The sequence below is a fragment of the Jiangella anatolica genome (assembly GCF_003236295.1).
GTDB classification, from domain to species: domain Bacteria; phylum Actinomycetota; class Actinomycetes; order Jiangellales; family Jiangellaceae; genus Jiangella; species Jiangella anatolica.
In genome coordinates, this window is record NZ_POTW01000015.1 from 51,318 (window position 1) to 63,482 (window position 12,165).

General features: G+C 73.6%; 9 protein-coding genes. 3 read left to right on the plus strand and 6 right to left on the minus strand.

The genetic code is table 11. The features are described 5' to 3' along the window. Window positions 1-23 precede the first annotated feature (23 nt). Window positions 24-1,703, minus strand: a complete 1,680-nt coding sequence (gene paaN / locus C1I92_RS08525; protein ID WP_111254237.1) for a phenylacetic acid degradation protein PaaN — start codon at window positions 1,701-1,703, stop codon at window positions 24-26. A 96-nt stretch (window positions 1,704-1,799) separates the two neighbouring features. On the opposite strand from paaN, the gene paaI reads away from it, so the two are divergent. Next, complete coding sequence (gene paaI / locus C1I92_RS08530) at window positions 1,800-3,701, plus strand: hydroxyphenylacetyl-CoA thioesterase PaaI (protein WP_111254238.1); 1,902 nt, start codon at window positions 1,800-1,802, stop codon at window positions 3,699-3,701. Further along, complete coding sequence (pcaF, locus tag C1I92_RS08535) at window positions 3,698-4,897, plus strand: 3-oxoadipyl-CoA thiolase (protein WP_111254239.1); 1,200 nt, start codon at window positions 3,698-3,700, stop codon at window positions 4,895-4,897. Before paaI ends, pcaF begins: the two co-directional genes overlap by 4 nt. Window positions 4,898-4,901: 4 nt before the next feature. Here pcaF and C1I92_RS08540 read toward each other — a convergent pair whose 3' ends face one another. The 4 genes from C1I92_RS08540 to C1I92_RS08555 all read right to left on the minus strand — a co-directional run bounded on the left by C1I92_RS08540 (window position 4,902) and on the right by C1I92_RS08555 (window position 9,939). Further along, window positions 4,902-6,257: a dihydrolipoamide acetyltransferase family protein gene (locus C1I92_RS08540; protein ID WP_111254240.1), complete on the minus strand. Its 1,356-nt coding sequence runs from the start codon at window positions 6,255-6,257 to the stop codon at window positions 4,902-4,904. 11 nt (window positions 6,258-6,268) lie between these two features. Then, entirely contained in the window at window positions 6,269-7,246 is a 978-nt protein-coding gene (locus C1I92_RS08545; RefSeq protein WP_111254241.1) for an alpha-ketoacid dehydrogenase subunit beta, read from the minus strand. Then, entirely contained in the window at window positions 7,243-8,385 is a 1,143-nt protein-coding gene (gene pdhA, locus C1I92_RS08550; protein WP_111254242.1) for a pyruvate dehydrogenase (acetyl-transferring) E1 component subunit alpha, read from the minus strand. Before pdhA ends, C1I92_RS08545 begins: the two co-directional genes overlap by 4 nt. A 351-nt stretch (window positions 8,386-8,736) precedes the next feature. Then, the gene (locus C1I92_RS08555) at window positions 8,737-9,939 is read right to left on the minus strand and encodes a thioester domain-containing protein (RefSeq protein ID WP_111254243.1); all 1,203 of its coding nucleotides are present in this window, start codon (window positions 9,937-9,939) and stop codon (window positions 8,737-8,739) included. Window positions 9,940-10,095: 156 nt separating this feature from the next. Here C1I92_RS08555 and C1I92_RS08560 point away from each other — a divergent pair, with 156 nt between their 5' ends. After that, on the plus strand, window positions 10,096-10,893 hold the full coding sequence (locus C1I92_RS08560; protein WP_111254244.1) for a thioesterase family protein: 798 nt from the start codon (window positions 10,096-10,098) through the stop codon (window positions 10,891-10,893). Between the two features lie 3 nt (window positions 10,894-10,896). Here the strand turns inward: C1I92_RS08560 and C1I92_RS08565 are convergent, their stop codons facing one another. Next, on the minus strand, window positions 10,897-12,159 hold the full coding sequence (locus C1I92_RS08565) for an Nramp family divalent metal transporter (protein ID WP_111254245.1): 1,263 nt from the start codon (window positions 12,157-12,159) through the stop codon (window positions 10,897-10,899). Between the last annotated feature and the right edge of the window lie 6 nt (window positions 12,160-12,165).

A 12,165-nucleotide genomic window follows, 5' to 3' on the forward strand; every position in this document is an offset into this window, starting at 1 on the left:
ACTGTGAGGTGTCACACTGCCGGTCAGGCGTGCCGGCGGGACGCGACCACGCGGAAGCGCGACGCGACGAACGCGGCGTCGGTGAGCGCCGCGTTGGCGGCGGGGTTGGCGCCGGTGCCGTGGAAGTCGGAGAACGCGGCCGACTGGTTGACGAAGACACTGCCGGTCAGGTTGATCGACAGCGGGACGCCGGCCTCGATCGCGGCCGCCTCGGCGGCGTCGAGCACGGCCGGGTCGGTGGAGTACACCGACGCGGTCATGCCGCCGTGCTCGCGGACGGACGAGGCGAACCGGTCCAGCGCCTGCTCGGTCGAGTCGGCGGCGATGAGGAACGAGACCGGGCCGAAGCACTCGGCGGCGTAGCGGTCCTCGTCGGAGACGTCGACGGCGACGACGGCGGGCGTGCGGACGGTGGCGTCGGGCCAGGCCGGGTGGACGATCGTCCGCGCGGCAAGGACGGTGCCGTCGTCGCCGGCCAGCGCGTCGACCCGGCCACGAACGCCGTCGTTCACCACGGCGCCGAGGATCTCGACCGCGCGCGCGTCGTCGCCGAGCAGCTTGTCGATCGCGCCCGCCAGCGCCGCGCCGAACTCGTCGAAGGTGATCTTGCCCTGGTCGGTGAGGACGCCGTCGCGCGGCACGAACACGTTCTGCGGCGCGGTGCACATCTGGCCGGTGTAGAGGCTGAGCGAGAACGCGAGGTTGCCGACGAGGCCGCGCAGGTCGTCGGTGGAGTCGACGACGACGGTGTTCAGCCCGGCCTTCTCGGTGAACACGACGGCCTGCCGGGCGTGCTCCTCCAGCCAGGTCCCGAACGCGGTGGATCCGGTGTAGTCGACGATGCGCACCTCGGGCCTGACGGCGAGCACCGCGGCCAGCCTGTCGCCCGGCTCCTCGGCGGCGAGCGTGACGAGCCCGGGGTCGAAGCCGTACTCGCCGAGCACGTCGCGGATCGTCTGCACGGTGATGGCCAGCGGCAGGACGGCGTTCGGGTGCGGCTTGACGACGACGGCGTTGCCGGTGGCCAGCGACGCGAACAGGCCCGGCCAGGAGTTCCACGTCGGGAACGTGTTGCAGCCGATCACCAGCGCGACGCCGCGCGGGACCAGATGGAACGTCTTGGTCATCCGCAGCGGCTCGCCCTTGGCCGGCTTCTCCCATTGCGCCTCGGCGGGGATCCGCGCCTGCTCGGCGTGCGCGTAGGCGACGGCCTCCAGCGCACGATCCAGCGCGTGCGCGCCGCCGGCCTGGAACGCCATGACGAACGCCTGGCCGGACGTGTGCATGACCGCCTGGGCCAGCTCGAAGATCCGCCCGTGCAGCCGGGACAGCGCCTCCAGGCAGACCGCGGCGCGGGCGTCCGGGCCGGCGTCGCGCCAGGCTGGGATGGCCGCCTGGGCCGCGGCCAGCAGCGTGCCGACAGCCTCGTCGGTGGCCGGGACCCGCGGGTAGCGGACGCCGAGCTCGGGGCCGAACGGGCTGGTCTCGCTCGCGACGACGCCGTCGGCGCCGGGCGTCGTGAGCGGGAAGTCGGCGCCGAGGTGCGCGTCATGCGCGGCTTGGCCGTCGGCGGCCGCTGTCTCGCCGTAGACGCGCGGACTCGGCGACTCCGGGTAGGCGGAGAAGTACGTCCGCTCGGCGATGGCCTGCTCGGCCCGGCCGAGGAGGTCGCGGTGGCGTTCGATCAGACTGCCCAGCGACATCGCGGGACCTCCACAGCGTGTGACAGACTAGCGCGCAGTTGCCCCAACTCTGTCACATCGACCCGCTGCCCGTCCATGAGGGGAGACACTCGGACCATGGACGCGATCGCACGCTCGGTGCCCGTCGGCATCGTCGGCGCCGGGACGATGGGGGCCGGCATCGCCCAGGTCGCCGCGGCCGCCGGGCACGAGGTCCGGATCCACGACGCGGCCGAGGGCGCCGCGGCGGCCGCCGTCGAGGCGATCTTCCAGCGGCTGGCCCGGCTGGTCGACAAGGGCACGATGCTGGCCGATGAGGCCGAGGACGCCGCCACCCGGCTGCGCCCGGCCGGGCCGCTGGAGGACCTGGCCGGCTGCGGGCTGGTGATCGAGGCGGTGGCCGAGGACCTGGAGGTCAAGCGGGCGCTGTTCACCGGGCTGGAGGCGGTCTGCGGGCCGGACGCCGTGCTGGCGACGAACACGTCGTCGCTGTCGGTCGACGCGATCGCCGAGTCGCTCGCGCAACCCGGCCGGGTGGCCGGGCTGCACTTCTTCAACCCCGCGCCCCTGCTGCCGCTGGTCGAGGTCGTCAGCGGCGCCCGCACGGACCCCGGCGTCGCGGACCTGCTGGTGGCGACGGCGGCGGCCTGGGGCAAGACACCCGTGCGGGCGGCGTCGACGCCGGGCTTCATCGTGAACCGGGTGGCCCGGCCGTACTACGGCGAGGCGTTCCGGCTGCTGGAGTCCGGCCGGGTCGACGCGGCGACGATCGACGCGCTGCTGCGCGAGTCCGGCGGCTTCCGGATGGGCCCGTTCGAACTGGCCGACCTCATCGGCCACGACGTCAACCTGGCGGTCAGCCGGTCGGTGTGGGAGGCGTTCGGCCGCGACCCGCGGTTCACCCCGTCGGTGCTGCAGGAGCGGCTGGTCGCCGACGGGCGCCTGGGCCGCAAGACCGGCCGCGGCGTCTACGCCGACGACGAGCCGCGTCCGGCGCCGTCGACGGCGGAGCCGGTCAGCGGCACGGTGGCGATCTGGACCGGCGCCGGCGGGTTCGATCCGTCCGTCCCCGGCTGGACCATGAGCGGCGACGACGTCGAGCTGCGGCTCACCGACGGGCGGACCGCGGCGCAGCGCACCGGCGGCGGGCCGCGCACCGTCGTGCTGGTCGACGTGACGCTGGACCGGTCGCCGGCCCGCGTCGGCATCGCGGCGCCGGAGCACGCGCCGAAGGAGCACGTCGAGGCGGCGGTCGGGTTCCTGCAAGGGCTCGGCCTGGAGGTGACGGTGCTGCCGGACCTGCCCGGCCTGGTGGTGGCCCGGACGGTGGCGACGCTGGCCGCCGCGGCCGCCGACGCCGTCGACTCCGGCGTCGCGACGGCCGAGGACGTCGACACCGCGATGCGCCTCGGCGTGAACTACCCGCGCGGCCCGTACGAGTGGGGCGCGGCGCTGGGCTGGAACTGGGTCGCCGGAGTGCTGGACGCGCTGGCCGCCACCGAGGACCCGGGCCGCTACCGGGTCTCGCCCGAACTGCGCCGACGCGCCCGCGAGGCCGACGGGTGGCGCGACGACGCCGAGGTGGTCGAGCGCGACGAGCTGGCGCGGCGCGCCGCCGACGCGATGTGGGCCGACGACGCCGCGTCACAGGCCCTCGGGATGACTGTCGAGCAGGTCAGCGCCGGGCACGCCGTCGTGACGATGCGGGTCCGGCCGGACATGGTGAACGGCCACGGCATCTGCCACGGCGGCCTGGTGTTCACGCTGGCCGACAGCGCGTTCGCCGTCGCGTGCAACACCCACAACCGCCGCACGGTCGCGTTCGGCGCGGACATCACGTTCCTGGCGCCCGCACACGAGGGCGACCTGCTCCGCGCCGTCGCCCACGAGCGCCACCGCTCCGGCCGGACCGGGATCTGCGACGTCACCGTGTACCGCGACGACGTCGCGATCGGGGAGTTCCGCGGCCGGTCGCGGGAGATCCCCGGCACGCTGGTGGCCGACGAGGAGGAGCCATGACGGAGGCGTTCCTGGCCGACGGGGTGCGCACGCCGATCGGGCGCTACGGGGGCGCGCTGTCGTCCGTGCGGCCCGACGACCTGGCGGCGCACGTGCTGCGCGAGCTGCTGGCCCGGCATCCCGAGGTGCCGGCCGACGCCGTCGACGAGGTCGTGCTGGGCTGCGCCAACCAGGCCGGCGAGGACAACCGCGACGTCGCCCGGATGGCGGTGCTGCTGGCGGGCTACCCGGTCTCGGTGCCGGGCGTGACGGTGAACCGGCTGTGCGGGTCCGGCCTCGACGCCGTCGCCTACGCGGCCAGGATGGTGCGCACCGGCGAGGCGGACGTCGTCGTGGCCGGCGGCGTGGAGTCGATGTCGCGGGCGCCGTTCGTGCTGCCGAAGGCGCAGTCCGCGTTCGACCGCGGCGCTGCGGAGATCTACGACACGACCATCGGCTGGCGGTTCGTCAACGCGGCGCTCGAGGCCGTGTACGGCACCGACTCGATGCCGGAGACGGCGGAGAACGTCGCCGCCGAGCAGGGCGTCTCCCGCGCCGACCAGGACGCGTTCGCGCTGCGCAGCCAGCAGCGCGCGGCCGCCCGGCGCAAGGAGCTGGCGGCGGAGATCGTCCCCGTGACCGTGCCGCGGCGGCGCGGCGAGCCAGACGTCGTCGACGCCGACGAGCACCCGCGCGAGACCTCGCTGGAGGCCCTGGCCAAGCTGCGGCCGGTGGTGCGGCCGGACGGCACCGTCACCGCGGGCAACGCGTCCGGCGTCAACGACGGCGCCGCCGCCGCGCTGGTCATGAGCGCTTCGGCGGCCGAGCGCTACGGCGTCGAGCCGCTGGCCCGCATCGCCGGGGCCGCGACCGCCGGGGTGGAGCCGCGGGTCATGGGGCTCGGGCCGGTCCCGGCGACGCACAAGCTGCTCACCCGGGCCGGGGTCGAGCTCGCTGACATCGGGAACGTCGAGCTGAACGAGGCGTTCGCGGCCCAGGCGCTGGCCTGCCTGCGGCTGCTCGGGCTGCCCGACGACGCCGAGCACGTCAACCCCAACGGCGGCGCGATCGCGCTCGGCCACCCGCTCGGCATGAGCGGCGCCCGCTTGGCGCTGTCCGCCGCGCTGGAGCTGCAGCGGCGCGGCACGCGGCACGCGCTGGCGACGATGTGCATCGGGGTGGGCCAGGGGATCGCCGTCCTCCTGGCCCGCCCCTAGGCGGTCAGCCCCAGACGAGGGCGTTGGCCGGGTCCTGCAGCAGCGCCGCGAGGTCGGCGAGGAACCGCGACCCCTGCTCGCCGTCGACCAGGCGGTGGTCGAACGACAGCGCCAGCGTGGTGACCCAGCGCGGCTTGACCTCGTCCTTGTGCACCCACGGCTGCTTGCGCACCGCGCCGAACGCGACGATCGCCGCCTCGCCGGGCGGGAGGATCGGCGTGCCGGTGTCGACGCCGAAAACGCCGACGTTGGTGATGGAGATGGTGCCGCCGAGCATGTCCTCGGGCGGCGTCTTGCCCTCGCGGGCCGTGGCGGCCAGCTGGTTGATCGCCACGGCGAGCTCGCGCAGCGACAGCTGGTCGGCGTCCTTGACGTTCGGCACGACCAGCCCGCGCGGGGTGGCCGCGGCGATACCGAGGTTCACGTAGCGCTGCAGGACGATCTCGCCGGCCGCCTCGTCCCAGCGGGCGTTGACATCGGGCGTGCGGCGGGCCGCGATGCAGACCGCCTTGGCCAGCACCGCCAGCGGCGACAGCTTCACGTCGCGGAACTCGCGGGCGTCGCGCAGCCGCTCGACCAGCTTCATCGTGCGGGTCACGTCGACGGTGACGAACTCGGTGACGTGCGGCGCGGTGAACGCCGAGGCGGTGACGGCCTTCGCGGTCGCCTTGCGCACGGACCGGATCGCGACGCGCTCCTGCCGCGGCAGCCCGCCCCAGCCGGCGCCGGACGGTGCGACGACGGGAGCCGCGGCCGGCGCGGGCGTCGCCGCCGCGGCCTGGACGTCGTCGCGGGAGATGGTGCCGTTCGGGCCGGTGGCGGTGACCGTGGCGAGGTCGACGCCGAGGTCCTTGGCGAGCTTGCGCACCGGCGGCTTGGCCAGCACCGACACGCGAGCGACGGGCTCCGGCTCGACGGGCTCGGCCACCGGCTGCGGCTCGACCGGAGCCGCAGCGGGAGCAGCCGCGGGCGCCGCCGCCTTGCGGGCCCGCCGCTTCGCCGCCGTCGTCCGTGGTCCATACCCGACGAGGACGGCCTGCCGCTCCTCCGCGGGCTCCGGCGCGGGCGGCACCGGCACCATGTCCTCCGCCGGCCCCCCGACCTCTGTCGCGGGGTCGGCGCCGGTCCGGACGGCGATGATCGGGGTGCCGACGTCGACCGTCTGGCCCTCGTCGACCAGCAGCGTCTCGACCACGCCGGCGAACGGGCAGGGCAGCTCGACCAGCGACTTGGCCGTCTCGATCTCGACGATGACGTCGTTGACCTTCACCGCGTCGCCTGGCTTGACCTTCCAGGACACGATCTCCGCCTCGGTCAGCCCTTCGCCGACGTCGGGGAGGTTGAACTGCGACACGCTCATGCAGACCCTCCTCAGTAGGCGAACGTGCGGTCGACGGCGTCGAGCACGCGGTCCAGGTCGGGCAGGAACTCCTCCTCGACCCGGGCCGGCGGATACGGCGTGTCATAGCCGGTGACCCGCTGGACCGGCGCCTCCAGCGAGTAGAAGCACTCCTCGGTGACCCGGGCGGCCACCTCGGCGCCGATGCCGAGCGAGCGCTGCGCCTCGTGCACCACGACCAGCCGGCCGGTGCGCCGGACCGAGTCGTACACCGCGCGCAGGTCCAGCGGCGAGAGCGAGCGCAGGTCGATGACCTCCAGCGACCGGCCGTCGTCGGCGGCGGCCGCGGCGGCGTCGAGGCAGGTCTTCACCGACGGGCCGTACGCCACCACCGTGGCGTCGGCGCCGGGCAGCGCGACCCGTGCCGACTCCAGCGGCAGCTCCGGCTCGCCGTCCACGTCGACCTCGCCCTTCGTGTAGTAGCGGCCCTTGGGCTCGAAGAACACCACCGGGTCGTCCAGCTCGATGGCCTGCTGGATCATCCAGTACGCGTCCAGGGGGTTGGAGCAGGTGACGACCTTGAGGCCGGGGGTGTGCGCGAAGTACGCCTCGGGGCTCTCGCTGTGGTGCTCGACGGCGCCGATCCGGCCGCCGTACGGGATGCGGATGACGATCGGCAGCCGCAGCCGGCCGCCGGAGCGGAAGTGCATCTTCGCGACCTGGCTGACGATCTGGTCGTAGCCGGGGAACACGAACCCGTCGAACTGGATCTCGCAGACCGGCCGGTAGCCGCGCAGCGCCAGGCCGACGGCGGTGCCGATGATGCCCGACTCGGCCAGCGGGGTGTCGATGACGCGGTCCTCGCCGAAGTCCTTCTGCAGACCGTCGGTGACCCGGAAGACGCCGCCGAGCTTGCCGACGTCCTCGCCCATGATCAGGACCTTGTCGTCACGCTCCAGCGACCGGCGCAGCCCGATGTTGATCGCCTTGATGATGTTCAGCGAGGTCATCGGGCCACCTCCTCCTCGGCGAGGCTGTCCAGATAGGTCGTCATCGCCTCACGCTGGGCGAGGAGGTCCGGCGTCGGCTCGACGTAGACGTGGTCGAAGATCGACGTCGGCGTGGGGTCGGGCAGCGCCCGGCAGGCCGCCCGCAGGTGCACGGCCAGCTCCTCGGCCTCCTCCTCGACGGCGTCGAAGAAGTCCTGGTCGGCGAGGTCGCCGCGGACCATGTACGCCTTGACCCGCTCGATCGGGTCCTTCAGCTTCCAGTGCTCCAGCTCGGCGTTGAGGCGGTACCGGGTCGGGTCGTCGGTGGTGGTGTGCGCGCCCATGCGGTAGGTGAACGCCTCGACCAGCGTCGGGCCCTCGCCGTCGCGGGCCCGCTGCAGCGCCTCGCGGGTGACGGCCAGGCAGGCGAGCACGTCGTTGCCGTCGACGCGGACGCCGGGGAAGCCGAACCCGGCGGCGCGGCGGTACAGCGGCACCCGGGTCTGCCGCTCCAGCGGCTCGGAGATGGCCCACTGGTTGTTCTGGCAGAAGAACACCACCGGCGCGTTGACGACGCTGGCCCAGATGAACGCCTCGTTGACGTCGCCCTGGCTGGTGGCGCCGTCGCCGAAGTAGGCGATGACGGCGGCGTCGCGGTCCGGGTCGCCGGTGCCGATGGCGCCGTCGCGCTGGACGCCCATGGCGTAGCCGGTGGCGTGCAGCGTCTGCGCGCCGATGACGATCGTGTACAGGTGGAAGTTCGTCTCGACCGGGTCCCAGCTGCCCTGGTCGACGCCGCGGAACAGCGCCAGCAGCCGGACCGGGTCGACGCCGCGGCACAGCGCGACCGCGTGCTCGCGGTAGGTCGGGAAGATGTGGTCCTGGGCGCGCAGCGCGCGGGCGGAGCCGACCTGGGCGGCCTCCTGGCCCAGCAGGCTGGCCCACAGGCCCAGCTCGCCCTGCCGCTGCAGCGCGACGGCCTCGCCGTCGACGCGGCGGCCGAGCACCAGGTCGCGGTACAGGGACCGGACGTCGTCGCCGGTGATGTCGGCGATCAGAGCGTCGTAATGATCGTGCGGAACCCGCTGACCCTCGGGGGTGAGCAGCTGGACGAGCTCGGGTTCGGGCTGACTCGCCCCGGCCGCCGTCTCGACAGTCATGTGTCTCCTTCACGTCGTGGGCTCCGCAGGATTGCCGCGGGAGCCTGCTCCTCGTGACCACCGTCGGCGTGGGGGGACTACGGGTGGGTCCCCGCCCTCGCCGCGGTGCATGACCGTGACCGGAGTCACGACCTCGCTACCGCCACGGTACCCAGATCCGGGGTCGGACGGGTGCACCGAGGCGGCAGGTGGGGCTCCATCCTGCAGCACCTGATGTCAGCCTGCCCGCTGGGGTGGCCGCGGAGGCTCGTCGTTCCCGACAAACTTCGTCGCCCGGACCCGTCACTGAACGCACAAGTCGTCTGTCGTCCGAGTAATGCGGACGACAGACGACTCGTGGTGGTGCTGGTGCTACTCAGCGGCCCCGGTGAAGCGGCGGCGGAGCAGGAACGCGGCCGCGGTGACCAGGCCGAGGCCGATGGTCAGCAGCAGCGTGGGCGAGGCGCCGGTGTCGGGCAGGTCCTCGTCCGGCGTGTCGCTCGGCGTCGGCGTGGGCGTCTCGGACGGGGTCTCGCTCGGCGTCTCGGACGGGGTGTCCGACGGGGTCGGCGTCGGCGTGGGCGTCGGCGTCTCCTCCGGCGCGGCCGTCCAGTCGACCGTGCCCTCGACCGTGAGCTGGGTCTTCTCCGACTGGGCGAGGATCAGCGACTGGCTGCGCAGCTCGTCGGTGTCGCTGACGAACAGCCGGCCGACGTTCAGGTTCGCCTCGGCGTTCAGCGTCACGGTGCCGTCGCCAGCGGCCGCGTCGGCCGGGACGTCGACGCCGATCGTGTCGCCGTCGCCCACCTGGTCGCCCAGCGGGGCGCCCTCGCCGTCGACCAGCGTGACGCCCTCGGGCAGGTCCGCGCTGACGTCGGCGGTCTCGGCGTTGGTGCTGACGGTGAACGGCCCGAGGACGGTGCCGGCCTCGCCGGAGACGGACGACGGCTCCAGCAGCAGCGCCGGCGTCGGCTGCTCGCCGATGCCCACGTTGTCCTCGCCGGTGAGGTACTGGAACAGCGCCAGGACGTCCTCGTCGACGTCGTCGCCCTCCTGGGTGATGTCGTCGAGGTTCGGCTCGGCCTCGTCGCTGTAGAACCAGACGGCGAGCTGGGTCGCGGTGATGGCCTCCCGCTCGTCGAGGCCGCCGTTGAAGGCGACGTCACCGAGCTCGGCCTCGATCTCGCCGGTCGAGAGCACCGGGTACGAGTGCTGCAGCACCCACAGGATGAACTCGGCGTTCGTCGCGAACGGGGCGTCGGCCACCGGGTACTCGTCCCACGGGACCTCGATCATCTCGGCGTCGCCGTCGATGCCGACGGTCAGCTCGACGCAGTAGGTCTTCAGTTCGGCTTCGTCGTCGGCGATCAGCCCGATGAGCACGGTGCTGGCATTGCCGCTGGACAGGTTCACGGCATAGCCGGGAACGTTGCCTTCAGGGTGCAGGCCGGCCTTCGCCTCGGCGTCAGCTGTATCGACGTCGGCTGCGGTCGCGGACCCGGGAAGCAGAACGGCCGCGCCGAGCGCGGCCGTGACGCCGGCGCTGACGATGCGCCGGCGGAGATGGGTGGACAAGAGATCTCCTTTGCGGATATGTACACTCCCCCGAAAACCGCCGCAGGCTATCGGATATCAGCGCGAATCGAAAGAGACCCGCCTCAACAGGGACAACTCCGGCGGCCCACAACTGGCCCTGTCGGCGCCGCGCGGAGTCGCATAGGGTCTTGATCCGTGCCTGACTTCGACGAAGCGTCGGCCACGCGCCAGGTGTCGCCCGGGCGGCACGACGTCGACATCGACGGGACCTGGTCGATCGGCGGTGTGCCCAACGGCGGCTACCTGCTGGCGCTGGTGCTGCGCGCCGTCCTCGCCGAGTCCACCCATCCGCATCCGGTGAGCACCAACGCGCACTTCGTCGCCCCGCCGACCGGCGGGCCGGCCCGGGTGCACGTCGACGTCGTGCGGACCGGCCGGACCATCGAGACGCTTCGGGCCACCCTGATCCAGGACGACGAGCCGCGGGTCGAGGCCACGGTCACCACCAGCACGCTGTCGCGCACGTCGCCGGTCGAGTGGGTCGGCCCGCCGCCGGAACCCGTGGCGCCGGTCGACGAGTGCATCCCGGCGGTCGTCGACCTGCCCGACGGCACGCACGTCGGCCTGCTCGAACACGTCGACCTGCGGCTTGACCCGCAGACGCTGGGCTGGTTCTCCGGCCGCCCGGCCGGGCAGTTGTCCATGCGCGGGCACGTCCGGCTGGCCGACGGCAGCCAGCCCGACCCAGTGGTGCTGGCCCTGGCGGTCGACTCGCTGCCGCCGACGGTGTTCGGCCTGGGCCGCCTGGGCTGGGCGCCCACCGTCCAGCTGTCGCTGCTCACCCGCAGCCTGCCGGCGCCGGGCTGGCTGACGGTGCACCTGCGCGGCCGGCTGGTCCGCGACGGCTGGTTCGACGAGGAGGCCGAGGTCTACGACGCCGACGGCGCCCTCGTCGCGCAGTCGCGCCAGCTCGCCCGGATCCGGGTGACCTGAGCCCTAGCCGAGGATCGTCAGGGTCAGCAGCGCGACGTTCAGGCTGACCACGACGACGGCGACCCCGGCCGCGAGGACGGTCGTCAGCCGCGAGTTGGCCCAGCGACCCATCACCGACGACTTCGCCGTGACGGCGACCAGCGGGATGATCGCGAACGGGATGCCGAAGGACAGCACCACCTGCGAGAGCACCAGCAGCCACGTCGGCTCCGCGCCCGTCGTCAGGATCAGCACCGCCGGCACCAGCGTGACCAGCCGCCGGAGCAGCAGCGGGATCCGGCGCAGCAGCAGCCCTTCCATGATCACCGCGCCGGCGTAGCAGCCCACCGACGTCGAGGCCAGGCCGGAGACCAGCAGCCCGACGGCGAACAGCGCGCCGATCGCCATGCCCAGCCCGGACTCGACCGCCGCGTGGGCGCCGGCGATCGTGTCGGTGCCGTCGACGCCACGCAGCGACGCGGCCGCGACCAGCAGCAGCGCGATGTTCACGCTGCCGGCCACCACCATGGCGAGGCCGACGTCCAGGCGGGTGGCCGACAGCAGCCGGCCGACCAGCCCCGGCTCCGGGCTGACGCCGAACCGGTCGCGGGCCAGCGCCGAGTGCAGGTAGACGACGTGCGGCATGACGGTCGCGCCGAACATGCCGGCCGCCAGCAGCACCGTCTCGGTGCCGTCGAACCGCGGCGCCAGCCCGCCGACGATGCCCGACGGCGACGGCGGCTGGACGAACAGCCCGGCCACGAACCCGGCCGCGATGACCAGCAGCGCCGTCGTCACGACCCGCTCGAAGGCGCGCTGGCCACGGCCGTTCTGCACCGTCAGCAGCGCCATCGACGCGATGCCGGTGATCACGCCGCCGAGCCACAGCGGCAGCCCGAACAGCAGGTTCAGCGCGATCGCGCCGCCGACCACCTCGGCGATGTCGGTGGCCATCGCGACCACCTCGGCCTGCAGCCAGTAGGCCAGCCGGCCCCCGCGCGACAGCCGGTCGCGCAGCACCTCAGGCAGCGACGACCCGGTGACGACACCGAGCTTCGCGGACAGGTACTGCACCAGCCCGGCCATCGCCGTCGCCGTGACCAGCACCCACACGAGCAGGTAGCCGTAGCTGGAGCCGGCCGAGATGTTCGTGGCGACGTTGCCCGGGTCGACGTAGGCGATGGCCGCCACGAACGCGGGACCGAGCAGGCCCAGCCCCGCGCCGGGCAGCCGGGTCGGCGTCCCGTCCAGTCGATCCGGGCGGCGCCGCCGCACCCGTACGTACATGAGGCT